This window comes from Arthrobacter sp. MMS24-S77 (genome assembly GCF_054888235.1).
In genome coordinates this window covers 3,940,698-3,967,372 of the sequence record NZ_JBTZRN010000001.1, presented here as the reverse complement: position 1 = coordinate 3,967,372, position 26,675 = coordinate 3,940,698, and the positions used below count along the sequence as shown (strand labels likewise).

At 63.8% G+C, this 26,675-nt stretch carries 30 protein-coding genes; 19 read left to right on the top strand and 11 right to left on the bottom strand.

The window, feature by feature from the left end; translation table 11 throughout:
- Positions 1-5: 5 nt before the first annotated feature.
- Positions 6-830: a sugar phosphate isomerase/epimerase family protein gene (locus tag ACX5I4_RS18200; RefSeq protein ID WP_461837886.1), complete on the bottom strand. Its 825-nt coding sequence runs from the start codon at positions 828-830 to the stop codon at positions 6-8.
- 193 nt (positions 831-1,023) lie between these two features.
- Here ACX5I4_RS18200 and ACX5I4_RS18195 point away from each other — a divergent pair, with 193 nt between their 5' ends.
- The 6 genes from ACX5I4_RS18195 to ACX5I4_RS18170 all read left to right on the top strand — a co-directional run bounded on the left by ACX5I4_RS18195 (position 1,024) and on the right by ACX5I4_RS18170 (position 5,607).
- Positions 1,024-2,361, top strand: a complete 1,338-nt coding sequence (locus tag ACX5I4_RS18195) for an MFS transporter (protein ID WP_461837885.1) — start codon at positions 1,024-1,026, stop codon at positions 2,359-2,361.
- A complete protein-coding gene (locus ACX5I4_RS18190) occupies positions 2,361-3,275 on the top strand; it encodes a transketolase (protein WP_461837884.1) in 915 nt (304 codons plus the stop codon). The genes ACX5I4_RS18195 and ACX5I4_RS18190 overlap by 1 nt, the downstream gene beginning before the upstream one ends.
- Positions 3,272-4,294, top strand: coding sequence for a transketolase family protein (locus tag ACX5I4_RS18185; RefSeq protein WP_461837883.1), 1,023 nt, complete (start codon positions 3,272-3,274; stop codon positions 4,292-4,294). Before ACX5I4_RS18190 ends, ACX5I4_RS18185 begins: the two co-directional genes overlap by 4 nt.
- A 122-nt stretch (positions 4,295-4,416) precedes the next feature.
- Positions 4,417-5,076: a GntR family transcriptional regulator gene (locus tag ACX5I4_RS18180; protein WP_461837882.1), complete on the top strand. Its 660-nt coding sequence runs from the start codon at positions 4,417-4,419 to the stop codon at positions 5,074-5,076.
- A complete protein-coding gene (locus tag ACX5I4_RS18175; protein ID WP_461837881.1) occupies positions 5,009-5,284 on the top strand; it encodes an antitoxin MazE family protein in 276 nt (91 codons plus the stop codon). The genes ACX5I4_RS18180 and ACX5I4_RS18175 overlap by 68 nt, the downstream gene beginning before the upstream one ends.
- Entirely contained in the window at positions 5,281-5,607 is a 327-nt protein-coding gene (locus ACX5I4_RS18170; RefSeq protein ID WP_461837880.1) for a type II toxin-antitoxin system PemK/MazF family toxin, read from the top strand. Before ACX5I4_RS18175 ends, ACX5I4_RS18170 begins: the two co-directional genes overlap by 4 nt.
- Positions 5,608-5,667: 60 nt before the next feature.
- Here ACX5I4_RS18170 and ACX5I4_RS18165 read toward each other — a convergent pair whose 3' ends face one another.
- Entirely contained in the window at positions 5,668-8,058 is a 2,391-nt protein-coding gene (locus tag ACX5I4_RS18165; protein ID WP_461837879.1) for an ATP-binding cassette domain-containing protein, read from the bottom strand.
- 104 nt (positions 8,059-8,162) lie between these two features.
- The gene (locus ACX5I4_RS18160; RefSeq protein WP_461837878.1) at positions 8,163-8,522 is read right to left on the bottom strand and encodes a VOC family protein; all 360 of its coding nucleotides are present in this window, start codon (positions 8,520-8,522) and stop codon (positions 8,163-8,165) included.
- A gap of 213 nt (positions 8,523-8,735) precedes the next feature.
- Between ACX5I4_RS18160 and ACX5I4_RS18155 the strand changes: the two genes are divergently transcribed.
- From ACX5I4_RS18155 to ACX5I4_RS18145, 3 genes are all read left to right on the top strand, one after another.
- On the top strand, positions 8,736-9,167 hold the full coding sequence (locus ACX5I4_RS18155) for a YybH family protein (RefSeq protein WP_461837877.1): 432 nt from the start codon (positions 8,736-8,738) through the stop codon (positions 9,165-9,167).
- 93 nt (positions 9,168-9,260) lie between these two features.
- Entirely contained in the window at positions 9,261-9,812 is a 552-nt protein-coding gene (locus tag ACX5I4_RS18150) for a type IV toxin-antitoxin system AbiEi family antitoxin domain-containing protein (RefSeq protein ID WP_461837876.1), read from the top strand.
- The gene (locus ACX5I4_RS18145; RefSeq protein WP_461837875.1) at positions 9,809-10,771 is read left to right on the top strand and encodes a nucleotidyl transferase AbiEii/AbiGii toxin family protein; all 963 of its coding nucleotides are present in this window, start codon (positions 9,809-9,811) and stop codon (positions 10,769-10,771) included. Before ACX5I4_RS18150 ends, ACX5I4_RS18145 begins: the two co-directional genes overlap by 4 nt.
- Before the next feature lies 1 nt (position 10,772).
- On the opposite strand, the gene ACX5I4_RS18140 is transcribed toward ACX5I4_RS18145, so the two are convergent.
- Both ACX5I4_RS18140 and ACX5I4_RS18135 read right to left on the bottom strand, forming a co-directional pair.
- A complete protein-coding gene (locus tag ACX5I4_RS18140) occupies positions 10,773-11,246 on the bottom strand; it encodes an NUDIX domain-containing protein (RefSeq protein ID WP_461837874.1) in 474 nt (157 codons plus the stop codon).
- 19 nt (positions 11,247-11,265) lie between these two features.
- Positions 11,266-11,913 carry a TetR family transcriptional regulator gene (locus ACX5I4_RS18135; RefSeq protein ID WP_461837873.1) on the bottom strand — a complete coding sequence of 216 codons (648 nt, stop codon included), beginning with the start codon at positions 11,911-11,913 and terminating at the stop codon, positions 11,266-11,268.
- Between the two features lie 66 nt (positions 11,914-11,979).
- On the opposite strand from ACX5I4_RS18135, the gene ACX5I4_RS18130 reads away from it, so the two are divergent.
- The gene (locus ACX5I4_RS18130) at positions 11,980-12,759 is read left to right on the top strand and encodes an SDR family NAD(P)-dependent oxidoreductase (RefSeq protein WP_461837872.1); all 780 of its coding nucleotides are present in this window, start codon (positions 11,980-11,982) and stop codon (positions 12,757-12,759) included.
- A gap of 86 nt (positions 12,760-12,845) precedes the next feature.
- Here the strand turns inward: ACX5I4_RS18130 and ACX5I4_RS18125 are convergent, their stop codons facing one another.
- Positions 12,846-13,097 (bottom strand): DUF2630 family protein, encoded by a 252-nt coding sequence (locus ACX5I4_RS18125; RefSeq protein ID WP_461837871.1) that lies wholly within the window; start codon positions 13,095-13,097, stop codon positions 12,846-12,848.
- Between the two features lie 157 nt (positions 13,098-13,254).
- Here ACX5I4_RS18125 and ACX5I4_RS18120 point away from each other — a divergent pair, with 157 nt between their 5' ends.
- Positions 13,255-13,875, top strand: a complete 621-nt coding sequence (locus ACX5I4_RS18120; RefSeq protein WP_461837870.1) for a DnaJ family domain-containing protein — start codon at positions 13,255-13,257, stop codon at positions 13,873-13,875.
- On the opposite strand, the gene ACX5I4_RS18115 is transcribed toward ACX5I4_RS18120, so the two are convergent.
- The 3 genes from ACX5I4_RS18115 to ACX5I4_RS18105 form a co-directional block, all read right to left on the bottom strand.
- The gene (locus tag ACX5I4_RS18115; RefSeq protein WP_461837869.1) at positions 13,859-14,500 is read right to left on the bottom strand and encodes a dihydrofolate reductase family protein; all 642 of its coding nucleotides are present in this window, start codon (positions 14,498-14,500) and stop codon (positions 13,859-13,861) included. The genes ACX5I4_RS18120 and ACX5I4_RS18115 overlap by 17 nt on opposite strands.
- A gap of 86 nt (positions 14,501-14,586) precedes the next feature.
- A complete protein-coding gene (locus ACX5I4_RS18110; RefSeq protein WP_461837868.1) occupies positions 14,587-15,399 on the bottom strand; it encodes an SDR family NAD(P)-dependent oxidoreductase in 813 nt (270 codons plus the stop codon).
- Entirely contained in the window at positions 15,396-16,139 is a 744-nt protein-coding gene (locus tag ACX5I4_RS18105; RefSeq protein WP_461837867.1) for a hypothetical protein, read from the bottom strand. Before ACX5I4_RS18105 ends, ACX5I4_RS18110 begins: the two co-directional genes overlap by 4 nt.
- 79 nt (positions 16,140-16,218) lie before the next feature.
- Between ACX5I4_RS18105 and ACX5I4_RS18100 the strand changes: the two genes are divergently transcribed.
- Positions 16,219-16,716: a MarR family winged helix-turn-helix transcriptional regulator gene (locus tag ACX5I4_RS18100; RefSeq protein ID WP_461837866.1), complete on the top strand. Its 498-nt coding sequence runs from the start codon at positions 16,219-16,221 to the stop codon at positions 16,714-16,716.
- A 4-nt stretch (positions 16,717-16,720) separates the two neighbouring features.
- Here ACX5I4_RS18100 and ACX5I4_RS18095 read toward each other — a convergent pair whose 3' ends face one another.
- Together ACX5I4_RS18095 and ACX5I4_RS18090 are read right to left on the bottom strand one after the other, a co-directional pair.
- Positions 16,721-17,782 carry a Gfo/Idh/MocA family protein gene (locus ACX5I4_RS18095; RefSeq protein ID WP_461837865.1) on the bottom strand — a complete coding sequence of 354 codons (1,062 nt, stop codon included), beginning with the start codon at positions 17,780-17,782 and terminating at the stop codon, positions 16,721-16,723.
- Complete coding sequence (locus ACX5I4_RS18090; RefSeq protein WP_461837864.1) at positions 17,783-18,637, bottom strand: sugar phosphate isomerase/epimerase family protein; 855 nt, start codon at positions 18,635-18,637, stop codon at positions 17,783-17,785.
- A gap of 163 nt (positions 18,638-18,800) precedes the next feature.
- On the opposite strand from ACX5I4_RS18090, the gene ACX5I4_RS18085 reads away from it, so the two are divergent.
- The 7 genes from ACX5I4_RS18085 to ACX5I4_RS18055 all read left to right on the top strand — a co-directional run bounded on the left by ACX5I4_RS18085 (position 18,801) and on the right by ACX5I4_RS18055 (position 26,593).
- Complete coding sequence (locus tag ACX5I4_RS18085; RefSeq protein WP_461837863.1) at positions 18,801-20,318, top strand: M81 family metallopeptidase; 1,518 nt, start codon at positions 18,801-18,803, stop codon at positions 20,316-20,318.
- A gap of 153 nt (positions 20,319-20,471) precedes the next feature.
- Positions 20,472-21,770, top strand: a complete 1,299-nt coding sequence (locus ACX5I4_RS18080; protein ID WP_461837862.1) for an extracellular solute-binding protein — start codon at positions 20,472-20,474, stop codon at positions 21,768-21,770.
- Between the two features lie 29 nt (positions 21,771-21,799).
- Positions 21,800-22,762, top strand: coding sequence for a carbohydrate ABC transporter permease (locus ACX5I4_RS18075; protein WP_461837861.1), 963 nt, complete (start codon positions 21,800-21,802; stop codon positions 22,760-22,762).
- Positions 22,763-23,602: a carbohydrate ABC transporter permease gene (locus ACX5I4_RS18070; protein ID WP_461837860.1), complete on the top strand. Its 840-nt coding sequence runs from the start codon at positions 22,763-22,765 to the stop codon at positions 23,600-23,602.
- A gap of 13 nt (positions 23,603-23,615) precedes the next feature.
- Complete coding sequence (locus ACX5I4_RS18065; protein WP_461838769.1) at positions 23,616-24,617, top strand: ROK family protein; 1,002 nt, start codon at positions 23,616-23,618, stop codon at positions 24,615-24,617.
- A 32-nt stretch (positions 24,618-24,649) separates the two neighbouring features.
- Positions 24,650-25,819: an ROK family protein gene (locus ACX5I4_RS18060; protein WP_461837859.1), complete on the top strand. Its 1,170-nt coding sequence runs from the start codon at positions 24,650-24,652 to the stop codon at positions 25,817-25,819.
- A gap of 27 nt (positions 25,820-25,846) precedes the next feature.
- Positions 25,847-26,593 (top strand): copper homeostasis protein CutC, encoded by a 747-nt coding sequence (locus ACX5I4_RS18055; protein ID WP_461837858.1) that lies wholly within the window; start codon positions 25,847-25,849, stop codon positions 26,591-26,593.
- The last annotated feature ends 82 nt before the right edge of the window (positions 26,594-26,675 follow it).

The following is a 26,675-nucleotide window of genomic DNA, read 5'->3' as shown; positions in this document are numbered from 1 at the left end:
GAAAGTCAGATGAGGTCTGTGATGAAGCTGGCGGCTTTGGCTGCCGCTGCCGGGCGTTCGTCGTGGGTGACGTCGCGGGTTTCGAGCTCGAGCGAGAAGTGGCCGCTGTAGCCGGTGGCTGCCAGCGAGCTGAGTCCGCCGGCAAAGTCCGCCTGGCCGTTTCCGATGCTGAGGCTGATGTTGCCCGGAACCGCGTCCCGTAGATGGACGTGGGCGATCCGGCCGCGATGGCGTTCGAGGTACTTGAGCGGGTCTTCGCCCGCGGCGACGATGTGGCTGAAGTCCATGACAATCCCGACGCCGGAGCCCGCCAGCCGCGCGGCCAGCTGTTCGGCGCGCTCCAGGTTCCAGCAGAACCGGAGGAAGTGAAGGGATTCAGTCCAGAGCTCGACGCCGAACTCCGCCGCGCGCTGTCCGGCGCCGATGAGTTGGGCTGCGATGGTGTCCAGGTCCTCGTCGAGGCCGCGGACCGGATCGTGGGACAGCGCTCCGCACGGGAGGACCAAGGCCTTCGCGCCGGTTTTGGCGGTCAGGGTGAGCAGTGCGTCAAGGTGACTTTGCCGGGCGGCGCGCTGGCCGGCGTCGAGCACTGCGTTGAGGTCCCCGATGTCGCCGTTGACGGAACGGACCCGCAACCCCGAGGCGACGACCTCCGTAGTTACAGCCGCGACGGCGTCTGAATCAAGGTCATAGGGGACGTGATCGCAGACGCCCGGCAGTGCGCCGAGGTCGATTTCCTCAAAGCCCAGGCCATTGATGGTGCGCAGGGCGGTGGGTAAATCCTGGTGCCGGAAGCTGATGGACGAGCAACCGAGTCGGGAGTTGAACATCTTCGTTTCCTCCAGTCGCGCCCGAAGGCAGTAGTGATGGGAACCACAGTAGCTAAGTTGACTGTCAACAGTCAACCCTTGAAGTTGACTGTTGACAGACGTAGATGATGCAGGTCACACTGGCATATCATGTGTTAACAGTCGACAGTGCTGAAGCACCTAGCCTCAGTCGCTCTTCGAAAGGGATTCACCAATGAGCAAAGAAGCTCTGACCATGCGCGGTCCGGTCCACGGCACCAAGGACGCCAGGCGCGTCGCCATCGGTTCCGGCGTGGGTGCAGTCATCGAGACCTATGACTTCATCGGCTTCGGCACCGCGGCTGCCCTGTACTTCGGAACGGCCTTCTTCCCCACGGGCGATCCCGTGACCGGTACCCTCGCCGCCTTCGCGACCCTCGGCGTCGGCTTCGCTGCCCGTCCCATCGGCGGCATCATCGGCGGCCACCTCGGCGACAAGCTGGGACGCAAGCCCGTCCTCGTCGCTTCCCTCATCCTGATGGGCGTGGCCACGTTCCTGATCGGCCTTCTTCCCACCTACAGCCAAGTGGGCCTCCTGGCTCCGGCACTGCTGGTGTTCGTCCGCATCGTCCAGGGCCTTGCCTTCGGAGCCGAATGGGGCGGTGCCATCCTGATGAGCTACGAGCACGCGCCGTGGAAGAAGAAGGGTAAGTACACGGGCATCGTCCAGGCCGGATTCCCCGTGGGCCTGCTGCTGGCCAACCTGGTTTTCCTTGTCAGCGTCCAGCTCGGCGGCGAACTCGCCTGGCGCATCCCGTTCCTCGCCAGCATTGTCTTGGTTGTCGTGGGCCTGATCATCCGCTCCAAGGTCCCCGAATCTCCCGTCTTCGACGAGGTCAAGGACAGCGGGGCAATCGTGAAGTCGCCCATCGTGGAGGTCCTGAAGACCGATTGGCGCAACATCGTCAAGGGCATCGGCCTCCGTATCGCCGAGACCGCAGGCTACGCCGTCTCCATCACGTACATGATTTCCTACCTGAACAGCCAGCACTTGGCAGATAAGACCCAGACCCTGGTGGCCCTCTGCATCGCTTCCGCCATCGGCATCTTCGCAACCCAGGCCTGGGCGCGGCTCACGGACAAGATCGGGCGGCGTCCCGTCTACATCTGGTCCTGCGCCTTCGCCGTGCTGTTTGCCATCCCGATGTTCCTGCTGGTCAACACCGGCTTGTTCATCTTCATCATTGCCACGATCGCCGTCTCCTACGGCGTCTGCCAGAACTCCCTTGCCGGCGCCCAAGGCGCCTGGTTCCCCGAGCTGTTCCAGGCGAAGACCCGCGCCTCCGGTGCCTCGCTGGCCTACCAGATCTCGGCCATGGTGTCCGGCTTCACGCCCTTCATCACCACGCTGCTTTTCGTCACGATGGGATGGATGGGTCCGGCATTGCTCTTCGGCCTTTACGCCGCCATCGGTCTCTGGGCAGCCCTCGCCACCCGTGAAACCTGGGGCAAGCGGGAGCGCCAGTTGGCCGATGAGGCCACCAAAAGCACTCCCCAGTCGGTGAATGTCTAATGACGGTGGCGCAGGAACAAAATACGGCAGGACGAAACGGAGAAACCGCCGTGGAACGCATCGAACGGGTTGGCGCCGCCGCCAACCGGATCCGGCATCACGCGCTCAACATGGGCGAAGTCCAAGGCCAGGGTTATGTCGGCCAGGCACTCGGAGCCGCGGACATGCTCGCCGCGGTCTATTCGGACCAGCTCCGCTACCGCGCGGATGATCCCGAGTGGGAGGGCCGGGACCGCTTCCTCCTCTCCACGGGCCACTACGCAATCGGCCACTACGCAGCACTGGCAGAGGCCGGGATCATTCCGGTTGAGGAACTCGAAAGCTACGGTTCGGACGATTCCCGCCTGCCCATGTCCGGGATGTCGACGTACACGCCCGGCATGGAAATCTCCGGAGGGTCGCTCGGTCACGGGCTCTCCATCGCGGTGGGAATCGCCCTTGGCCTCCGGCACCGCGCTCATGCGGGGGAGGGCTCCGCGGCCAGGGTGTACAACTTCCTCTCCGACGGCGAGCTGGACGAAGGATCCACGTGGGAAGCCGCCATGGGCGCACACCACCACCAATTGGGGAACCTGACCGCCATGGTGGACATCAACGCCCTGCAGGCGGATGGCAAAACGGATACGGTCCTCCGGACCGAACCCGTGACGGAAAAGTGGGAAGCTTTCGGCTGGTACACGCAGCGGGTGGACGGGAACGACGTCGGTGCGTTGCTGGCGGCGTTCGACAACGCAGCCGCCCAGGCCGCCGCCGTCGGACGTCCTTCGGTGATCTTGTGTGACACCAAGGTGGGGCGCGGCGTGCCGCTGCTCGAGGAACGCGAAAAGGCGCACTTCATGCGCATCGAAGAACACGAATGGCAGCTCTGCCGCAAGCAACTGACCGCAGGATCCAACGGGAAGGCCGGCCGATGAGCACCGTCACCGCTTCAAAGGGCGCAGCTTTGAAGGGCACCGCCCCCAAGTTGAAAACCTCGGCGATGATCGCCTCGTTCGCGGATCCCGGCCAGAAGACTTCTTCCGCGCCTTTCGGCCACGCGTTGATGAAAGCTGCCGAGGCTGACCCTCGAATCGTCGGACTCACTGCGGACCTGGGCAAATACACGGACATGCACATCTTTGCGCAGGCGTTCCCGGAGCGGTTTTTCCAGATGGGCATGGCTGAGCAGTTGCTCTTCGGCGCGGCGGCGGGGTTGGCCGAGACCGGCTTGGTGCCCTTCGCCTCCACCTACTCGGTGTTTGCCGCGCGCCGGGCCTACGACTTCCTGTGCCTCGACATCGCCGAGCCGAACCTCAACGTGAACATCGTGGGCGGACTCCCTGGCCTCACCACTGGCTACGGCCCCAGCCACCAGGCCACGGAGGACATGGCGATTTTCCGCGGCATGCCCAATCTGACCATCGTCGATCCGTGCGACTCTGTGGACATCGAACAAGCTGTGCCGCAGCTGGCCGCCAGCGACGGCCCCACCTATCTGCGCCTCCTCCGAGGCAACGTTCCCACCGTGCTCGATGAGTACGACTACACCTTCGAACTCGGCAAGGCGAAGGTGCTTCGGGGTGGCAACGACGTCGTGTTCGTCTCCAGCGGGCTGATGACCATGCGCGCCCTGCAGGCAGCGGAGGCGCTGGCCGCGCACAAGGTGGATGTCGCCGTCGTGCATGCGCCGACTATCAAACCGTTCGATGCCGCCACCGTCCTGGCGGAACTGAACACCGACCGCCTGGCCGTCACGCTGGAGAACCACAGCGTGGTGGGCGGCTTGTTCGAAACCGTGGCCTCGGCCGTGGTCACGGCCGGGCTGGGCAAGCGCGTGGTACCCGTTGCCCTGCCGGACGAGTTCCTCGACGCCGGTGCGCTGCCCACCCTGCACGAGCGTTACGGATTGTCTGTACAGCGGATCGTGGCGAAGGTCCTGGCGGAACTGGGCTGAGCTGGCGGTTCACGCTGGGGGAGCGCGGAGCAGGCATAGGCCGGTTCCGCGCTTCTGCCGTAAGATCAACAGTTAACACACCGACTGTAAACAGTCGACCACTGACACTGAAGGATGGACTAATGGCTGGCGCAACGGCACCCCTTCTGGGGCTGGAAAAGAAGAGCCTCCGCGAGCAGGCGCTCTCCGCGCTGCGCACCGCCATCACCAGCGGCGAATTGGAGCCCGGACGGCACTTGGTGGAAACCGAACTGTCGGACATGCTCCAGATCAGCCGCGGAACGCTCCGGGAGGCCCTGAGGCAACTTGAGCAAGAGGGCTTGCTGTCCGCCGGTCCGCGGGGCCGGCTCTCCGTCCGACACCTGGATGCCAAGGAAATCCGCGACATCTACTCGGTACGCGCAGCCCTGGAGTCCCTTGCCGCTCGCACGCTCTGCGAATTGCCGGACCGTCAACAGGTCATCACGTCGCTGCGCGCCGCCATTGACGCCATGGCCGCCGCAACCAAGGGAAGCCTCGAGGAACGGATCGAGTCCGATCTCGAATTCCACCGCACCATGTGCCGCCTCACCGGCAACGAGACCCTGCTCCATTCCTGGGAATCGCTGGAGGGATCCATCCGGATGTCCATCATGTTCGCCGGGTTGGAAAAGGGCGTCAAGAACATGAGCGTCGAGCGTCACCACGACATCGTGGCCGCCATCGAGACCGGGGATGCATCCCTGGCACGCAAGACCATCCTCGAGCACATGGACAGCGCTGCCGCGGAGCTGGTGGCTTAAGGTCATGGCGGTTAGGGATCGGGTCAGCGAGCATCGCAGGCGCATGCGTGAACACGGCTTCCGCCCAATCCAGGTGTGGGTACCGGACGTTCGGGCCGATGGGTTCGACGCCGAAGCGCACCGGCAAGCCTGTGCCGCCGCGACTGCTGACCGACCCTCAGCTGACCAAGAGTTCATCGAGGCTGTGTCAGCGCCTTGGGACGAGTGAACTGTGGCGAGCTCTGGACCGTGGCCGGCGGCGTCTACGGTTCCAAGCCGCGGCCAGCGCTTGTGATCCAGGATGACCGATTCGACGTCACCGATTCCGTTACGGTTCTTCCTCTGACAACAACCCTCATCGACGCACCCCTCCTGCGAGTCAGTGTCTCAGCCTCGGAGCTGTCCGGCTTGCGGCAGGAAAGCCACGTGATGATCGACAAGTTGACCACGGTGCGCCGTTCCAACGTGCAAAGCCGGGTCGGCCGCTTGACGGCCGCTCAGCTCGTTGAGATTGAAAGGGCCTTGCTGGTGTTCCTTGGACTTGCCGGTTAGCACATCGTCGGGTGGCGCCGTACCAGCCACTACCAAGAGCTAGCCAGCCGTCCTTCAAGGTCACCCGCCCACGTAGGCCGCCAAGTGCTCGCCCGTGAGGGTTGAACGGGCCGCGACGAGATCGGCGGGAGTGCCCTCGAAAACGATCTTTCCGCCGTCGTGCCCGGCGCCCGGCCCGAGGTCGATGATCCAGTCGGCATGGGCCATGACCGCTTGGTGGTGCTCGATGACGATGACCGACTTGCCGGAGTCGACCAGTCGGTCGAGCAGGCCGAGCAGTTGTTCGACGTCGGCGAGGTGCAGGCCGCTGGTCGGCTCGTCGAGGATGTAGACGCCGCCTTTCTCGCCCATGTGGGTGGCCAGTTTGATCCGCTGCCGCTCGCCGCCGGAAAGGGTGGTGAGCGGCTGGCCGAGGCTGAGGTAACCGAGTCCGACGTCGGACAGCCGCTGGAGGATCGCGTGGGCCGCGGGGATTCGGGCCTCGCCCGCCGAGAAGAACTCTTCTGCCTCTTTCACCGGCATCTCAAGCACCTCCGCGATGTTGCGGCCACCAAGGCGGTACTCAAGAACCGAGGCCTGGAACCTTTTGCCTTCGCACTCCTCGCACGGGGTGGAGACGGTGTCCATGAAACCGAGGTCCGTGTAGATGACGCCCGCGCCGTTGCACGTGGGGCATGCACCCTCGGAATTGGCGCTGAACAGCGCCGGCTTCACGCCGTTGGCCTTTGCGAACGCCTTGCGGATCGGCTCGAGCAGACCGGTGTAGGTTGCCGGGTTGCTCCGCCGCGAGCCCTTGATCGCCCCCTGGTCGATCGACACGACGCCGTCCCGCTTGGACAGCGAGCCGTGGATCAGCGAGCTCTTGCCGGAACCAGCGACGCCGGTGACCACCACCAGGACTCCAAGCGGGATGTCGACGTCGACGTCGCGAAGGTTGTTCTCGGTCGCGCCGCGGATCTCCAGGGCGCCTACGGGTTTCCGCGAGGTCTTCTTGAGGGCTGCGCGATCCTCAAGGTGACGGCCGGTCAGGGTGCCGCTGGACCGCAACCCTTCGAGCGTGCCCTCGAAGACCACTTCGCCGCCGGCGGTGCCCGCGCCAGGGCCGAGGTCGACCACGTGGTCGGCGATCGCGATCGCCTCCGGCTTGTGCTCGACGACGAGCACGGTGTTGCCCTTGTCGCGCAGTTGCAGCAGCAGCTTGTTCATGCGTTGGATGTCATGCGGGTGAAGGCCGATGGTGGGCTCGTCGAAGACGTAGGTGACGTCGGTGAGCGAGGAGCCCAGGTGCCGGATCATCTTGGTGCGCTGCGCCTCACCTCCGGACAGAGTGCCTGCCGGCCGATTGAGCGAGAGATAACCAAGTCCGATCTCCGCGAACGAGTCGAGGAGGTGCCGCAGACCTTTGAGCAAGGGTGCCACCGAAGGTTCATCGAGGCCCCGCACCCATTCGGCGAGGTCGCTGATCTGCATCGAGCACGCGTCGGCAATGCTGATTCCCTTGATCTTTGACGAGCGGGCCGCCTCGGTGAGCCGGGTGCCATCGCATTCGGGACAGATGGTGAAGGTGATCGCCCGCTCCACGAAGGCGCGGATGTGCGGCTGCATTCCCTCAGGGTCCTTCGAGAGCATGGACTTCTGGATCTTCGGAATCAGGCCTTCGTAGGTCAGGTTGATTCCCTCGACCTTGATCTTGGTCGGCTCCTTGTGGAGGAGGTCGTGGAGTTCCCTCTTGGTGTACTTGCTGATCGGCTTGTCCACGTCGAAGAAGCCGGAGCCGCTGAAGATGCGGCCGAACCAGCCGTCCATGCTGTAGCCGGGGATGGTGAGGGCGCCCTCCGCGAGCGATTTGCTGCTGTCGTACAGGGCGGTCAAGTCGAAGTCGGTGACCGAGCCGCGGCCTTCGCAGCGCGGGCACATGCCGCCCGTGATACTGAAGCTGCGACGCTCCTTCGTGGTGCTGCCGCCGCGCTCGATGGTGACCGCTCCGGCGCCCGAGATCGAGGCGACGTTGAACGAGAAGGCCTGGGGTGATCCGATGTGCGGTTGGCCAAGCCGGCTGAAAAGCAGGCGCAGCATCGCGTTCGCATCGGTGGCGGTACCCACCGTGGAACGGGCGTTGGCTCCCATCCGCTCCTGGTCGACGATGATCGCTGTCGTGAGTCCTTCGAGCAGGTCCACATCCGGCCGTGCCATGGTCGGCATGAACCCTTGGACGAAGGTGCTGTACGTCTCGTTGATCATGCGCTGCGACTCTGCGGCGATCGTGGCGAACACGAGGGAGCTCTTGCCCGAGCCGGAGACGCCCGTGAACACCGTCAGGCGGCGCTTCGGCAGCTCGATGCTGATGTCCTTGAGGTTGTTCTCCCGCGCGCCCTGCACCCGGATGAGATCGTGGGTGTCGGCAGTGTGCAGTTCAGGCGACTGCGTGTCCGTGCTCGTGGCCGTGCTCATCATGTCTCCATCTGGTTCGCGGGCGGCCTTCGCAGCCTCCGTTGGCTTATTTCGTAAGGTCTTGTGGGCCGCGCACACGGGCGGAAGCCCGTGTGCGCGGTTGGCTATTGAGGATCCTGAAGCAGCCCGAGGACGTTGCCGTCCGGGTCGGTGACGGTGGCTACGAGGCGGCCGCCCCCGACGTCGTGGGCTGCTTCCTTCAGGCTGGCGCCGGCGGCAGTCACCTCCGCGAGCTTCGCCTCGATGTCCGAAACGTGCCAGTAGGCGACCGGCGAGGTCATGGCCTGCGGGCCGCCTCCCGGAACGAGCCCGATGTGCTGGCCAGCGGCATCGAAGCCGACGTAATACGGTCCATCGGCCTGCGGCTGCACGCCAAGCAAGGCGGTGTACACGGCTTTCGCCGCGGCGAGGTCGGAAACGGGATGCAGCACGGTCTTGATTCCCTCGGTGGAAGAGTCGCTCATGATCACTCCTGAAGTCATTAGGGGACGAAGCTGGCGTGGACTTGTGTTGTCCATGACCGCCATTCTAGGCGTGGCCCGTGAGTGGCGCTTCTCCATTCCTGACCGGTCTGGTCACCGATTTGATATGCGTAGACATCCCTAGTGAACGGTGCCACTATGTCCGGATACGGGGCCCGGCGCTTGACGCCGGCAGCAGCGAGGCTGGAGGAACCAATGCCGGAATCCGAACTCGATCTGATGGTGGAGAAATACCATCGAGCACTCGACGCGTTCGTCAAGGGAGACCCGGAGCAGCAAAAGAAGCTGTTCTCAAAGCGCGACGACGTGACGCTCGCCAATCCACTCGGCCCGCCTGCGCGGGGCCAGAGTGCGGTCGAGGCGACCATGGATCGGGCGTCTTCCGGGCTGAGGGAGGGCGAGCCCATCAGGTTCGAGCGAATCTCCGGGTATGCCGGGACCGAGCTTGCCTACATTGTCGAAATCGAATGGGCACGGGCCAAGGTTGGCGGGTCAGATGAAGTGTCCCCGATACCCCTTCGGGTGACGACGATTTTCCGATGGGAAGACGGTGAGTGGAAGGTTCTCCACCGCCATGCGGATCCCATACTTTCCCCGCGGCCCATCGAGTCGATCGTCCAGAGCTAGTCACTAGGCCTGGAAATGCAACCATTTCGTGTCAAAACTATACCGAAAGTGGTATAGTTTTGACATCATCCCCGTAGATACGAAGAAGGAACCGTGACCATTCAGCAGACTCTCTGGGAGACCGCGGTTGAGCAATACGGTTACGTGACTACCCGCGATGCGCACGCTCTCGGGATTCCCCTTGTGGAATTGGCAAAACTCTCCCACCGAGGTCAACTGACTCGAGTTGCGCACGGCACCTACCGCTTTGATCGCCTCCCCCCGACGGAGCGTGACGAATATGCCTTGGCAGTGTTGTGGCCAAGCGTCGAGGGTGCGGCGCTTGCGCAGGACACGGCGCTTGCTGTTTACGAGCTCTGCGACATCAACCCGAACAAGATCCACGTCGTGGTGCCAAAGGGGAGGAGGATACGACGAGCAGGGGGGTCTAAGTATGTGATTCATCATGAGGATCTCACAGAGACCCAATTGGGCTGGTGGGAAGGTATACGTGCGGTCACACCCCTAGTTGCGATCACGCAGGGGATGCGCGGAGGGGTTCCAGCTCAACTCATTGACCAAGCTATTAAGACCGCTGAATCTCGCGGCTTCATTCGCGAGGCTGACCGAACCCGCCTTTCCAATGAGTTGAAGGATCGTCGATGAATTCATTCCACCTACAAGGGCTCCCCGACAAAGACCGTAAGCCAGCTTCGGCCAAGGTGCTCAGTCAGTGGATACGTCATGCTGCCGACTTGACGGGCGAAACCCATGCGCGCCTTGAATGGATCGTTACCTCTACTATCGTGATAGCCGCTCTCCAGCGCGCATCGGGTCCGGACGGGGCACCTTTATTCCTGCTTAAGGGTGGGGTGTACCTTGAGCACAGATTGGGCCTCGAGAGTCGAGCTACAAAAGACATAGACACCCTCTTCCGCGGTTCGCTCGATGATTTTCTGGTCAAGCTCGATGAGGCTCTGGCCGAGCCATGGGACGGCCTGGACCTACGGCGTACTGAGATCGAGAAGATTGAGAACGCCCCGCGAATCGTGGCTCCAAGGCGATTCAACGTGATCGTTTCAATGAAGGGCCGGACATTCCGAAATATCCAGGTAGAGGTGGCCTTTCCCGAAGGGGACATCGACAAACATGTAGACATGATCCCGGCCCCGCGGTTCAACTTCTTCGGTCTGCAGTCAGTCGAAGAAATCGCTGGAATCGCTCTCGCCTACCAGGTTGCTCAAAAGATTCACGCTTGCTCGGATCCGCACAGCGAGGATCGCCCCAACCTGCGCGTACGTGACATTGTGGACTTGGTGCTCCTCCGCCGTCACTTCTACTCGGAGCCAGTGCCTGCCGAGCTTTCGGAACTTCGGCGCGCCGCCGAGGACATCTTCTTCGCTCGGGCAGATGAAGCTGCAGAGCTTGGGGCGGCTGAGCGGTCTTGGCCTCCTTGCATAGAGACAAATGAACTCTGGGAAGCTGAATTCCCCCGTCCAGCATCAGAAGTCGGTCTTCAGATCAGTTTGGCTCAGGCGCTCGCAGAAGTGACCGAATGGGTGACGGCCATCGCCGAGTCTGGTCTGGGCGACGGAGCAAGTGAGCCCGGATTGCCGGTCGCCTGATTCAGCCGCCACTCCCAAGCTGCCGGATCAGCGCGTCGAGGACCGGCACCTGCCCGCCTACCAATTTGATGCGGGCAACGCTCTCCATGGCCCAGACGGCGTCGTCGATCTCCGGGTAGCTCCGGACCACGCCGGATCCTCGCGGCCATTCCAGCTCGAAGGTGTTGCTCACGATCCCCCCGGGTTCAAAGTCCGACTCCGCCGCGAAGACCGTGATGAGCTTGCCCGACGGCTGCCGGAAAGTGCCTAGCAGTGAGTAGTCGACGGCGGGTGGGGGAGTGCCCATTTCCTCCGCGAACTCACGCTTGGCCGCTGCGAGTGGATCCTCGATTTCGAGGTATTCCCCCTTCGGAATGGACCAGGCGCGCGCATCCTTGTGGGCCCAGAACGGTCCGCCCATATGGGCTATCCACACTTCCAATTCCGCCTCGGAGGTCCGGCGGTACAGCAGAATTCCTGCGCTTCGAACTGTCATTTGCCCTCCCAGGCATAGGTTATCCGCGCACGCCGGCCGGCGGAACCCGCAGCACTCCCACGGCCTCTACGAGGTACGGCACGGGATCCGCGTCCGTCCCCGCAGCCCACTGCATCCACGCCTCGAATGTCGCGCCCAGATATGCGGCGCAGAGGTACCGCGCTGCGCTTTCGCGCACCCCCAGTCCAACAAGGTAAAGCCGTGCCCGCTCCCGCTGGGGAGCCAGGGCGTCATGACTCCGGCTCGCGAGCTCTGGGTGTTCGGCGATCAGGCGAAGGCGCCCGCGCGTGACGGAAAGATCCGGGATCGCTGAAACCCCGGCGATGGCAGCCGCCCGCAGTCCCGCGAGGATGCCGCCGTCGTCCGCGTCGCCGTCGGACGGATCCGCTACGCGAGCCTCCTCCAGCGCCTGTCCTGAGGCTTCCACCACCGGTTCCATGCCGCCCCAGACGAGGTCGGCTTTGCCAGGAAAGTAGCGGTACAGGCTCTTTCGCCCGATTCCCGCCTCGCGCGCGATGTCCTCCATCGACGTCTGTTCGTAGCCATGCTCGGCAAAAAGCCGGAGCGCGACGGCGGCAACGGCGTCCGGATCGATCGTCACCGGGCGCCCGGTGGAGCGCGCGACGGCGGGGTTCGCATCGTCCGAGAGCATCTCACCAGTATCCACCCTTACATAATGACACAGAGTGTCATAAGGTGGGTTGCACGCCACTAAAACGTTCGGGAGGACACTATGGGCAACGAAGCTGCATGGCAGGAAGCCACCATCAACGGCCGGTTTTCCGGCAAGACCGTCATCGTGACGGGCGCGGGCTCGGGCATCGGCCAGGCCACGGCGCTGCGGGTCGCGAAGGAAGGTGGCCGGGTTATCGCCGCCGACATCAGCAAGGAGAGGCTGGACGCTTTGGTCGAGGAGAACAAGGGCCTGGATCTGGTTCCCGTGGCCGGCGACATCTCCACCGAGGAGACCGTTGCCGCCGTCGTAGTTGCCGCTGGCGGTCGCGTCGACGCCCTCGCTAACATCGCCGGCATCATGGACAACTTCGCCCCGATCCACGAGGTGGACGACGCCATGTGGGAGCGCGTTTTCCGCATCAATGTCACCGCCCTTATGCGCCTGACCCGCGCTGTGGTGCCTCTGATGCTCGACGCCGGCGCCGGCTCCGTGGTCAACGTCGCCTCCGAGGCCGGGCTACGCGGCTCCGCCGCTGGCGCCACCTACACCGCGTCGAAGCACGCGGTGGTCGGCCTCACCAAGAACTCGGCCGTGATGTATGGGCCGAAAGGGCTTCGCTTCAACGCTGTAGCCCCCGGACCCACCATCACCAACATCGAGGCCACATGGGGATCCCAGTTGGCCGCCGAACGCCTCGGTCCGCTGATGCAAGCCACCGTGCCCACCCCAGCGACGGCCGCGCAGTTGGCCGCGTCCATCACGTTCCTGCTCAGCGACGACGGAACCAACGTCAACGGCGCGATCCTCGCCTCCGACGGCGGCTGGTCGGCGCTGTAGGGCGCAGCTCAGAACGTATCGCCCGATTTTCGGCGAGCGCGGCGGCGGGAGCTTCCCGCCGTCGTCGTCTCGCGTTGCCTTGCGGTTTAGCTGGTGTAGCCCTCCACTTGCTTGGTGGGCCGTGGTTTGGCCTCGTTCGGGTTTTCACCGTACTGCCTCTTGGCCCGCCGTTGCCGCAACAGGTCCCAGGCCTGATCCAGGTCTTGTTCGATGCGCTCCAGTCTTGCGCGGTCAGGGGCGTGCGCTGGACCTGGCGGAGCCGCTTCTGCCTTCTCTCGGAGCTCCCGTTCCTCCTCCACGAGCGATTGGATGTGGTGGAGAATGCCCTTTTCGTCCATGATGACCCTCTTCCTGACCTAGCCGTTACCAGTCAGCGTAATAAGGTGCGCTGGGAGTGGCCAGAGCAGCCTTGTTTCGGCCATCCCCCGAGGATCCAGTTTGCGGAATACTTGGACCCAGATCCAGGATTTCCGCAAGCAAAGGCGGTGATTAACCGTGAACGGCGAAAACAGCGCGTTCAAGCGCCGGCTGGAGCGAGCCATGGAGCTGCGGAACGTCCGCGCAACTGGGATGACGGCCGAGGAAGAAGCCGAACTTGAGGCCGCAGAGGAAGAAGAGCGGCTGAAGCGCAAGAAATTGGACGACGCCGCGCGGGTGGAATACCTGATCCGCGACGCCATGGCGCAAGGGAAGTTCGACAACCTGAAGTACGCAGGCAAGCCAATCCCTGGGCTGGGGGAGAGATACGATCCCGATTGGTGGGTCAAAGGCCTTATCCAGCGCGAACATCTGAGCGGCCTTGGCCCGAAGGCCATCCTGCTCCGCGCCGAGGATGCCGAATTGGATGCGAAGCTTGACGCCCTGTACTCAGAAAAGCAGGTGCGCGAGCTTGTGGAGGACTTCAACGCCCGGGTCATTGACGCGCGGCGCCAGCTCCAGGGCGGGCCGCCGGTGATCACGAAAACCCGCGACGTCGGCGTCGAGCTGGAACGGTGGCGCGAGCGCCGGGCCGCGGCCGCTGAGGCGGCCGCGGCCCAGGAATCCGTGAACCGGAAACCCGCGAGCAAGCGGCCGTGGTGGCGTCGGATCTGGAACGGGGTTAGCGGCGAAAGGTGATGTGGATGATTCCGCTTTCGGCCGTCTCTGACGTGACGGCGTAGTCGCTTTCCAGCCCCCGGAGATCGTCCCAGAGCCGTATTCCACCACCGAGCAGGATCGGTGTGATCGCGACGTGAAGCTGATCGACAAGTCCGGCCCTGAGGAAGTCGCGCACAACAGTGGCGCCCCCTCCGATACGCACGTCCTTGTCACCCGCCGCACTGTGCGCCCGTTCAAGTACTTCTTCCGGGCTGGTATTTACGAAGTTGAAGGTCGTCCCGCCTGCCATCGTGATGGCAGGGCGGGCCGTGTGAGTGAGGACGAACACAGGAACGCGGAAGGGCGGCTCGTCGCCCCACCAGCCCTTCCAATCGGGGTCATCGGGGAAGTTATGGAACCCGAACATGCCGGCACCCATGATTTCCGCTCCGACCCCCTCGAAGTAGGCCGCTGCGTATCTGTCATCGACGCCGGACGTTCCTTCTCCGCTGGCGTCGTGCAAGACCCGCTCACGGAAAGTGCGGGTGGAGGTATATGCCTCAACCAGGCGGCCCCAGTCCGACCCGAACGGATTCTCCGGAGTTGCGTCGGTGGTCGTGGCGAAACCATCCAGCGAGATATTCAGGTCAACTCGAACAGCCATGGTGAAGGTCCCCTCAGATCAGTGGTTGCGTTATGCAATCACCATACTGGTGGTGAGATCATCCTCCATTCGAAAATGCGGTTCACTCACGATGGGTTTCTCTTTTGGCCTGCGTTGAACGCCGGCGTTCCCGCCAGCCGGCCGCCGTCGACGGCGAGAACGGTTCCGGTGACGAACGAAGACTGTTCGGAGCAGAGCCAGAGGGCCGCTGCGGCGACGTCGGCCGTGGAGCCGATCCGTCCCAGCGGCACAGCTGCTGCGACGCGGTCCTGGGCGGCCTGGCCCGCCGAGGCAAGCCGCTCCGTGAGGATGGGGCCAGGAGCGATCGCGTTGACCCGGATGCCTTGCGAGGCGTAGTCGAGCGCAGCCACCCGGGTCAGGCCGCCGACGCCGAATTTGCTTGCCACGTAGCCGCTCATGCCAGCGACGCCTTGTTCGCCGGCGGTGGAGGACATGTTCACGATCGCCCCACCGTCTCCGCTTTCCAGCATGAGCTCGATTTCGTACTTCAGGCAGAGGAACACTCCGCGCAGGTTGACCGAGACCGCGCTGTCGAACTCCCCGCTGGCCCATTCGGCCAAGGGTGCCGGGATCCGCCCGCCGCCCGCGGCATTATTGACCGCTGCGTCGAGCCGGCCGAAGCGGTCCCGGATCTGGGCCAGCAGGGCCTTCACTGAATCTTCATTGCCCACATCAACGGGCATGGCCACGGCATGCCCGCCGGCAGAGGCAATAGCGGCGACTTGCTCGGACAAGCCCGCGCTGTCCCGTGAGGCAAGGACAACGTCCGCGCCGGCTGTAGCCAGGGCAGTCGCGATCTCCGCGCCGATTCCGCGGCTCGCTCCGGTGACGAGCGCGATCTTGCCGGACAGCGGCCGGGTGGGATTTGTTGTTGTCATGGCTTTGCCCGGCTTGCGTGAGGCGCGCGTGCGCTGGGCTCTTGGTTCGCGGCCGCCCGGGTGCGCGGCAGCAGGAAACCGGCAGCTACCAGCCACAGGAGGCCACCGAACCGCCCGATAGGCAGCAGGAACTGCAGGGGTTCGATCGCCATCGAAAGGAAGCTCAACTCAGACAGGGCAGCGATGACGAGGCCGGCCCAGGCCAGCCAGCGGGGCATGAAGCGCAAGATCAGCGCAGGGACTGCGATACCCGCCACGAGGAGGCCGATCCCGACGACGAAGCCCACCCCTCCGGTGATGAACCCGAGAAAGGCGAGTGCATGGGTGAGTGTGGCATCGGTGGTGATTTCCGGCCGGCTCAGCAGCCAGGTCACAGAACCGGAGAGCATGAGGAAGATAGCTGCGCTGGCGCCGCCGAAGAAGCCAATGGCCGGCCCCGGAACGCGCACGCCGAGCCGAAGCTGCCGGGCATAGACCGTGGCCGCATAGATCCCCAATGGCACCGCGGAGCCGAACTGGAGCATGCCGCCGAGGCGCGTCGCAGTAACGCTCTGGTGGAAGAATGCGGCCACCTGCCCCTCAGAGGCGAACGGCGAGACGAACGTTTGGCCGCTCGTGAGGATTGCGGACGTGATGAGGCTGGCGAGGAAAATGCCAAGGCTGACGAGGGCAAGAACGCCCGGATGTGGACCGCCCGACCGGGCTGGACGGCTTTCCTCAGGGATCGAATGATTACTCATGGCTGAACCTTTCGTAATTACGTCACTACTGAAATAGTTCACCTATGGAATTGTTCTGTCAAGCATGTATTCTGAATCCATGGATTCATCCGCGCCTGGCCGGCCGAAACGGACCGCTTTTCTCTTGTCGCAACTTGGCGCCGTGGCGTCGTCCCGTTTTGCTGACCGCACGCGGGAGATCGGCCTGACACCGAGCGACGCCGGCGTCATCCGTTTGCTCGGGCGCTCGCCGGGGTTGAGCCAGCGCTCCCTCGCGGACAGGCTGGGTGCCGTCCCTAGCCGCGTGGTTTCACTGATTGACTCCTTGGAGAAACGCGGGCTCGTGGAGAGGACGCGCAGCAGCACGGACCGGCGGAACTATGAACTCCGCCTCACGGATGCGGGAAACCGCGTTTTGCGCGAACTCCGCGGGATTGCCGAACAGCATGAAGCGGAGCTCCTGGCTCCCCTGACAGACGAGCAAATCATGCAACTTGGCGAGCTGCTTTCGCAGCTCGCCAACGGCCACGGGCTGGACAGGGACCTGCACCGCGACGCCGGACGGAACCTCCCCCGCGACGCCGGGCGCAAGGCCTGAGCGGCTACAGCACCACTTCGCGCCCAGTCCGTCCTGACTCGTAGATCGCGGAGATGATCTTGATGAGTTCAAGGCCGTGGGCTGCGGGAGCAACCTCAGGTGCCTCGCCCCGGGCAGTAGCGAGGAACTGTTCCACCTCGTTTCGGTAGGCCACCATGCTGAAAGTCGGCGAATCGAGCACGGGCGAAATGTCCAGCAGCGTGTCGTGCTGCTCGGTGAAGATTTCCAAGGCCGGCTCCAGCTGGGCCCCGCCTTTGTCTCCAAAGACCTGGACCCTGGTTTCATCCTCGCCGTGCATCGAGTAACTCGTGTCGAAGTGCATCACGGCGCCGTTGCTGAACTTGATCAGCGCCGTGGCAAGGTCCTCTACTGGGTCCACCGGCTGCCGTGCCGGGTCGAAATCGGCGGACAGGTACCTGCTGAAGTTGGAGATATTGTTCCGGGCGCCGATCTTGTGGAAAACCGTCCCGGAAACCGAGGCCACGGATGGGCACCCCATGAGCCACCAGCAAATGTCGATGAAATGGACGCCCAGATCGATCAGCGGCCCTCCTCCCGACAGCGCTTTGTCCGCGAACCAGCCACCGGGATTGCCTACCCTGCGCAGGCACGTGGCTTTGGCATAGTAGATCTGGCCCAGGTCACCGGCGTCGATGAAGCGCTTGAGCACTTCGGCGTTGGGCGAGAAGCGGCGCACATAGGCCACCTGCAGCGACGCAGTACTCCGCTGGGCGGCGGCAACTACCGCCAGAGCTTGATCCAGCGAGGCCGTCATGGGTTTCTCAATCAGCACATGCTTGCCGGCCTCAAGCGCCGCAATCACGATCTCGGCATGGGTGTCGTTGCGGGTACAGATGCTGACGGCGTCGATTTCCGGATCCGCCAAGAGCTCCGTGTACTCGGTAAAAACCTTGACCGCGCCGTATTCGGCGGCGCGGCTCCCGGCGCGCGAGGAATCGATGTCGCAAACAGCCACGAGGTGCGCCGACGGCGAATCCCGGTAAGCCTCGAGATGCAGCTCAGAGATCGTCCCTAGGCCGATGACGCCTACGTTCAGAGCCCCCATTCAGCAGCCCTCCCACAGGGCGGCGGCATTGCGCAGGGATTCCGGGGCCGCCGTGAGGCAGTCTTCGCGGCCCTCGTATTCCACGGAACACGGCCCGGTGAAGCCAAAGTCCTTGATCAGGCGCAGGATCCGCGGCAAGTCCATGTCACCGAATCCAAACACCGAGCCTTGGATGTAGTCGCCTGCCAGGGTTCGCAGCCAACCCTCTCCAGGGCTTCGCTTCCGGCGGTAGAAATCCTTGAGATGGATCACGGACGCGTAGGGGAGCAGTTTGGCGACGGCCGATTCCGGCTGCTCATCGACGCACAGGAAGTTGCCGATGTCCAAGGTGATCTTGAAATTTTCGCGGTCCACGGCGTGGATCAACTGCAAGAGCCGCTCACTGACGTTGAAGGCCATGCCATGGTTTTCAACGCTCGTGGTGATGCCCAGGTCCGCCGCGTAGTCCGCCAGCTCCCTGGACGCCGGAATGACCTTCTCCAGGGCATCGCGGTATTCGGTGTAGGAGGCCGGGCGCCATGCCCAGGGGACAATGTCGTGCCGGAAGCGGCTGATGCCCAGGCGGTGGGCCGTGTCCAGGTGTGTCTTTACCCGTGCGATTTCTGCAGCCGCGTCATTGCCCAGGAAGTCGGCGCCAACCACGTAGTTGACCAAGGCAACGCCCGATTCCGCTGCACGTTCCCGCAGTCCTTCGGCCGCGGCCCGGTCTGAGGCAAGGTCCACGCCGAGTCCCGCTTCTGCAACCTCGAGATGGCCCGCATGGTGGGATGCCGCCCAGTCCGGAAGGTCCAGGAGGCCCAGCCGTCCGTTGGCCAAGGCTCCTGCCAAACTGTACGTGCTTAGCCCTATCTGCATTGTTCGATCCTCTTCCATGGATTCTGCTTGCCGTCGCTTGCGAGCCCACGTTATGCAGGATTCCGCGCGAAAAGGGTGGCCCCAACTTCATTCGGCATTGAACTTTCGCAGCCGGTGCCTGGACCATCGCGGCACTGTAGCGAACCTCAATATGGTGGCTTGCATGACGGAATTGAAGCCCCGGATCCTTATCGCCGGAATCGCACTCGAAGCCAGTACCTATTCGCCCGCACAGACCCGCCTGGAGGACTTCGTCCGGCGGGACGGCCGGGAGATCCTAGAGCAGTACCCGTTTTTCGCCCCGGGGCACTCCGTGCGGGAGGCCGCGGAGTGGGTGCCGCTGGTCCATTTCCGGTCCATTCCAGGCGGCGCCGTGCCTGCCGCGGATTATGCCGAGATGAAGCGGACGATTCTTTCCGCTGCGGCGGATGCCTTGGACGCGGGCCCGGTGGACGGGCTGTACTTCGATATCCACGGTGCCATGAGCGTCGACGGTATCGACGATCCCGAGGGCGATTTGCTCCTTGCCTTGCGCGGTCTCCTCGGTCCGGACGTGCTGGTGTCCAGCGGCATGGACCTGCACGGCAACGTTTCCTGGACGTTGGCGCACCAGCTGGACATCCCCAGCTGCTACCGCATGGCCCCGCACGAGGATTGGTTGGAAACCAAGGAACGCGCCGCCGTGAACCTGCTGGAGCGCCTGGCACTGCCGGAAGCCACACGGCGCCCCATCAAGGCCTGGGTTCCTGTCCCCATCCTGCTGCCCGGCGAAAAAACCAGTACTCGATTGGAACCCGCCAAGTCGCTGTACCAGAAGGTCGCCATGATCGCCGAGCGGCCCGGCGTGCTCGACGCCGCGTTGTGGATCGGTTATGCCTGGGCGGACGAGCCGCGCAACCGGGCCGTGGTGATGGTCACCGGTGACGACGCCGACGCCGTCGCACGCCATGCGAGCGGGCTCGCCGTCGAGATGTGGAACAGGCGGGACGAGTTCCGTTTCGTGGCGCCCTCGGCGCCGCTCGCTGACTGCCTCGCGGCAGCGGAGGCAAGCACGAAACGCCCGTTTTTCATCAGCGATTCCGGGGACAACCCCACTGCCGGGGGAGCCGGGGACGTCACGTGGACTCTCCAAAGGCTCCTTGAATTCCCTTCCATCGCGGACGGGACGCTGCAGGCCATCTATGCCTCGATTCCGGATGCCGAAGCGTTGGACGCCTGCATTGCTGCCGGCGTCGGAGGCTCCGTCTCCGTGGATGTGGGAGCACGCGTGGACGCCACCCAGTCCGGTCCGGCAAGGCTGGACGGCACCGTGGAGCACCTCGTCCAGGGTGACCCCGTGGCCCTGGACGAGGCAGTCATCCGCGTCGGCGGATTGCGCGTCATTGTGACGCGGCGCCGGAAGCCTTACCACGTGGAATCGGACTTCTTCCGGAATGGCTTGGACGCCCGCTCAGCCGACGTTGTGGTGGTCAAGATCGGCTACCTTGAGCCAGAGCTCTTCGACATGGCTGCCGACTGGATGCTGGCGCTCACCCCGGGCGGCGTGGACCAGGACCTGCACCGGCTGGGTCACCAAAGGATCGCGCGGCCGATGTTCCCGTTCGACGACGGCGAGCCGGCGCCGAATCTGGGCGCGCGGTTAGTGCCGGCGTCCAACGAGCCTGCCGGCGTCGAACACTGACTCATGACGCAAGGGCGGCGCCCGAGGCGCCCAAACTGATCGCCAACTAACTTCGATTCCGAACTAAGTTTGAACGTCTTCCGAAGCATTCCTCCTCCATGATTCGGTTGCTGCATGGTCATTCGACCCCGTGAGTTCAAAGTGGAGGAAGCAATGAAAGAACTTAGTCGACGTGGTTTGCTCGGTCTGGGCGGAGCCCTGGGCGCCGCAGCTTTGCTGTCAGCATGTGGCGAGGCCTCGGGATCCGCTTCTTCAGACAGCCTCTCCACTCCGGCAAAGCTGCGGGTCTGGTTCATGAAGGACTCCGTCTCGGACAAGGCCCAGGACTGGCTGAAGCAGGAGTTCGAAAAGAAGTTCCAAGGATCCACCCTCACTATCGAACAGCAGGAGTGGGATGGCATTGTCCCGAAGCTCCAGACCGCCCTTGCCAGCCCCGAATCGACACCGGACATCATCGAACTTGGCAACACCCAGGCGCCCACGTTCTGTGCAGTGGGAGCCCTCGCCGATCTGAGCGGCATGAAGGAAGAGCTTGGCGGCGCAAACCTGACCAAATCGCTCGTGGAGCTCGGCAGTTTCGAGAACAAGATGTACGCCGCACCCTTCTACGCGGGAAGCCGGATTGTGTTCTATCGCAAGGACATGTTCCAGCAGCTCGGCCTGGCCATACCCAAGACCATCGATGAGCTGACCGCCGTCGCGGCGAAGATCCAGGCCGGCAATCCTGAGAAGAACACCCACTTTTCCGGAATGTTCCTGCCTGGGATTTCATCACAATCCGCGTTCGCCTGGGTCTTCAGCAACGGCGGGCGCCTGGCCGTGCAGAAGGACGGGAAATGGGAAGGCACCTTGTCCTCGCCGGAAAGCCAGAAGGCCATCGCCCAGCTGCAGCAGCTGTGGAAGACGGGCTCCACCACTGGAACGATTACCGACTCGACCATCAGTTCCCAGCCGTATACGGCCTTCAACACCGGCGAGGCAGGAATGTTCTTCGGCTTCAACTTCCACCTGAAGAAGATCAAGAAGGAACTCCTGGACGCCGGAAAGGTGGGGTACTTCAACTTTCCTGCACCCAAGAGTGATGGCGTAGGCAACCCTTTTGCCGGCGGCTCCAACGTGGCCATTTCGAACAACAGCAAGGCACGGGGGCTCGCCAAGGAAGCCCTGAAACTCATCTTCAGCAAGCCGTTCCAGGAATTCTTCGCCACCGAGGGAGGCTGGGTTCCCGGAAACCTGAACTATGCGGCAGCCCTCGGGCAGGACGAGCTGTCCAAGGTCACCATCGAGGCGGTCAGGAACTCCGTGGGCACCCCGGCGGCCAAGAACTGGGCATTGGTGGAGAGCGCCAAGGTGGTTGACGACTTCTTCGTGGCCATGGGCGCACTGAAGGATCCGCTTGGGCTGGCCAAGACCGCCGACGCCAAAATGACCGAGATCCTCAACAGCAAGTAGGCCCGACGGGAAGCAGGAAGGACCAAACCATGACGGTAACCAGTACCCGTGCAAGGCCGGGCGGGATTCTGCCTCATCGGCCCGAACCACCGGCACCCAAAAAGCGCAGGCGAAACCCCCTGCCGTATGTCCTTCTGCTTCCCGCGGTGCTCATTGTCCTGGTGGACATGGGCTATCCGTTGTTGCGCCAAATCACCATGGCGTTCCAGCACTTTTCCCTTGAGCAACAGTTCGGCAAGCCCGCAGAATTCGTCGGACTGGACAATTTCACCCGCGTGCTCGGCGATTCGGCATTCTGGCTCACGCTGGGCAGGTCCCTTGCTTTTTGCGTCGTGTGTGCCGCACTGACAATGGCTATCGGAATCGGGGGCGCGCTTCTGCTTACCAAGCTCTCCCGTCCGGTTTCCGTCTTTGTCCAGGCCGCCATGCTGCTCGCGTGGGCGATGCCCGTGTTGTCCTCGCTCCAGGTGTTCCAGTGGATCTTCGATTCCAGGTCCGGAGTGGTCGACTGGACCCTGGCCGGACTGGGACTGCAGGGGATGGCCGGCTACAACTGGTTCTCCAACCCCGTGACGTTCTTCGCGGTAGCGGCCATCCTGGTCATCTGGATGAGCGTGCCGTTGGTGGTCTTCATGGTCTACGCGTCGGTCACCCAGATCGATGAGTCCATGCTGGAGGCCTCCACTCTCGACGGTGCAAACGGTTGGAAGCAGTTCCGCGAAATCACCGTTCCCACCATCGCCCCGGTACTCCTGCTGGTCACCATTCTCGAAATCATCTGGGACCTGCGGGTATTTACCCAGATCTTTATCCTGCAGAAGAACGGCGGGATCACCGAACAGACCAACGTCCTTGGCACTTACGTCTACCAGGTGGGCTTGTCCGGCGGAGATTACGGCGTGGCTTCGGCGACTGCCCTGATCATGCTGCTGATCACCTTGCTCCTGACCTGGCGCTACGTCACCCAATTCCTGAAGCAGGGAGAAGTCTGAATGGCCCTCAAACCCAGCCCCGTCCGCCGCTCGGCGGCCAACATCACCGGCCTGGTCTTCGGTTTGTTGTGGATTTTCCCGGTTTACTGGTTGGTCAACAATTCGCTCGTCACGGACAATGCCCTGCAGTCCCGGACGCCGTCGTTCCTGCCGCTCGACTTCACTTGGGCGCACTACGAGACAGTGCTCCACGATAGCCGCTTCTGGTCCGCCCTGCGGATGAGCTTCGGTGTTGCCCTGATTGTGGTGGTGGCCGCCCTGCTCTTCGCCTTCTTCGCGAGCATCGCCCTGAGCCGTTTTCGCTTCAAAGGCCGCAAGATCGTCATCATCTCGGTGCTCGTCATCCAGATGATCCCCGCTGAAGCGATGTTCATCTCGCAGTACAAGATGATCGACAGCTGGCACCTGCTCAACTCCATGCTCGGGCTGAGCCTGCTGTACGTCGGGGCCTCTGTTCCCTTCACCATCTGGATGCTCAAGGGCTTCGTCGACGGGGTCCCGGTGGAACTCGAGGAGTCAGCCATGATCGACGGTTGCTCGCGGATGGGTGCCTTTTTCCGCGTGACCTTCCCGTTGCTGGGCTCCGGGCTGGTGGCTTCCGGAATCTTCGCCTTCCTGGCCGCCTGGAACGAATACACGCTGGCACTAGTGCTCCTGAGCAGCGACAACAGCAAGACCCTTCCCTTGTGGATCCAAGGCTTCAGTGGCCAGAACCAGGCAACGGACTGGGGCGGGATCATGGCCGGATCCACCCTCATGGCGCTTCCAGTGATCATTCTCTTCGTCATCGTCCAGAAGAAGATGGCCCAGGGCCTCGTTGCTGGTGCGGTGAAAGGCTGACATGCAGTTGAGCGTGCAAACCGCCGGTCCACCGACGTCGCCTCTTCTGGGAAGGGGTGCGCCGGTCCTGGTTTTCGACGTCGGCGGAACCGACCTCAAGTTTGGCGACGTAGATGAAGACGGCCGGTTCACCCATCGCGGAACCACGCCGACGGCCATAGGTTCACAGGAGGAGTTCCTGGACCAGCTCTGCAGCCTCGTCGCCACTTACCTATCCGAGCCCCTGGAGCTACGGCCGCGAGCCATCGCGGTGAACGCGCCGGGCATTGTGGATGCAGATGCCGGCGTGGTGGTCTCCGCGGTGAACCTAGGGTGGAGCAACTTCGCCCTCTCGTCGGCGCTGCAGGCGAAGACCGGACTTCCGGTGGTGCTCGGCAACGATGTGCAGATGGCCGGTTTGGCAGAGCACCGGCTGGGGGCCGCGAAGGGACTGCGGAACGCCTTGGTGGTGGTCATCGGCACCGGGATAGCCAGCGCGGTCATCCTGGATGGCGAGGTGTACGACGGCGACGGGTACGCCGGAGAAATCGGCCACGCCCGCATGGAACCCCTTGCGAGCACCGTGGCCATGCCGTGCACGTGCGGCGCGTCCGGGTGTCTTCAGACGATGGCCTCGGCCTCGGCCATCGCACGAAATTATTCAGCCGTCTCCGGCGTCCCTGTTGTTGGTGCGAAGGAAGTCATGGCGGCCGCGACGGCGGGCGACCCGGCCGCCGTCGGGGTCCTCAACCAGGCCTTTGACGGGCTCGCGTTGGCTATCGCGCAAAGTGTTGCACTGTTGGCACCGGAGGCCGTCATCTTCGGGGGCGGCCTGTCCAACGCCGGCGACGCGCTCCTATTGCCGGTGGCGGCCCGCCTGGAGTCCATCCTGAGCTTCCACCGCCGGCCCCTGCTCCTCCGTGCGCGGTTCGGCCCCTTGGCCGGACTGATCGGCGGCGCCGTCCAGGCCCGTCGGCTACTCTGCAATGAGCAGCCCAACGGCGGGCGGCAGACACCGAGCCCCTGGAGGGACTGACTTTGGGTTACAAGCCTTCCTACGCCAAGACGGTGAAAAGAACCGGGCCCCGCGACATCGCCCTGACGGAATACTCTTCCAGCATCCTGTCCATGATCGCCAGTGGCCGGGCGACGTCGCGAGCAGATCTTGCCCGCACCCTGAACCTTGCCCCATCCACTATCACCATCAAAGTGAACGAGCTGATGGAGGCAGGGCTCATCAGCGAAAGCGGATCCGGTTCGGCGACCGGCGGGCGGAGGCCCACACTCCTGGAACTGGTCCCGGACGCCGGCTTCATCTTGGCAGCCGATCTGGGCGCGCACCACACGTGGGTGGGCCGGCTCAACCTTTCAGGCAACCTGCTGGCGTCCGAACTCAGGACCATCGACATCAACGACGGCCCCGAAGTAGTCCTGCCGCAGGCCGCGGCGATGATGCGTGCCCTGACTGATCCGGCCATCGATCCTCCGCTGCGCGGCGTAGGGATGTCCTTGCCCGGACCCGTCAACTTTGCCTCGGGTGCGCTGGATTCGCCCTCGAGGATGCGCGGCTGGCACGAATTCAAGGTGCGGGAGTGGCTTGCCGAAGAATTCGGGACGCTGGCCGTCATCGACAATGACGCCAACATGATGGCTTTGGGCGAGCACACGCTGCGCCAACGCGAAACGCCGGATTCCAAAGTCCGGCAGAACACGCTGTTCCTCAAAGCGGGCGCGGCGATCGGCTGTGGGCTCATCATCGACGGGCAGGTCTACCGCGGCGCCACCGGTGCCGCCGGGGACATTGCCCACGTGCAGATTCCGGCGGCGGGTGATGCGCCATGTTCCTGCGGCAACCGCGGCTGCCTGGAGACGGTCGCCAGCGGGGCCGCCATCATTCGCGACCTGGCCGGCGTCGGAATCGATGCGGTGGACGTCAACGACGTCGTTCGGCAGGTCAACAACGGCGACCCGCACACGACGACGCGGGTCCGCACGGCTGGCCGGATCCTGGGGCAGACCCTCAGTATCGTCGTGAATTTCGTGAACCCGGATGTGGTGGTGCTCGGTGGCGGACTTTCGCAATTGGAACCCTATGTTGCCGCTGTGCGCTCGCAGCTTTACGAAAGCTGCCACCCGCTCGCCACGAAGGACATCGCGATCGAGGCATCGCTCGCGGGATCTCAAGCGGGCCTGCTCGGGGCTGGCCAGCTGTGCTTGCGCACGGTCCTCGCGTCCTGAACGTTGCGCCCATGCAAGAGGGGAACCATGAAGATTGAAGTGTGCGTCCAGGATCTGGACGGCGTTCGCTGTGCCCTCGACGCCGGAGCGGACCGTGTGGAGCTCTGTTCAGCGCTCGAGACCGGCGGGTTGACACCGAGCCCCGGCCTGGTGGAGGCGACCGCGGAGCTCGCGCGCCGCGCCGGTCGAAGGGATTTCGTCCACGTGCTGATCCGCCCGCGGCCGGGCGGCTTTGTCTATTCGCCGGGTGAAATCGACGTCATGCGGCGGGATGTCCGGCATCTGCTTGCCGCCGGAGCGGACGGGATGGTCATCGGACTGCTGACCGCTTCAGGCGACGTCGACGTCGCGGGCAGCGAGGCGCTGGTGGACGCGGCGGACGGAAACTTCGTGACCTATCACCGGGCGGTCGATGCGGCAAGGGATCCGCTTGAAGCAGCGGCCGACGCCGCCCGCTTGGGTGCGGGTCGCATTCTCACCTCCGGAGCCGCCCAGGCCGCCGGCGACGGAATCGATGTGCTTAAGCTCATGGTCGCGGCACTTCCCCCAGGGGTTGCCGTGATGGCTGGCGGCGGGGTCACGGAGGAGGCCGTGCCGGGGCTTGTGGCCACGGGAATCCAGGCCATCCACTTCTCCGGGCGCAAGCTCACGGTGGATTCCGCCCCGTCCGGACCAGGCGGCGGGGATGGGATACGCTCAGTCACGCATCCGGCCATTGTGGAGCGGCTAGTCAGGACCGTGCGGTCCGCGGAGGCAGTGATGCGTACGCGCTGATTTCGTCCCATTGTGGGGAATAGCAGCGACATGGTGTATGTTGCACATTCGCCAGTCAATACACAAGAGAAGAGAAAAACCC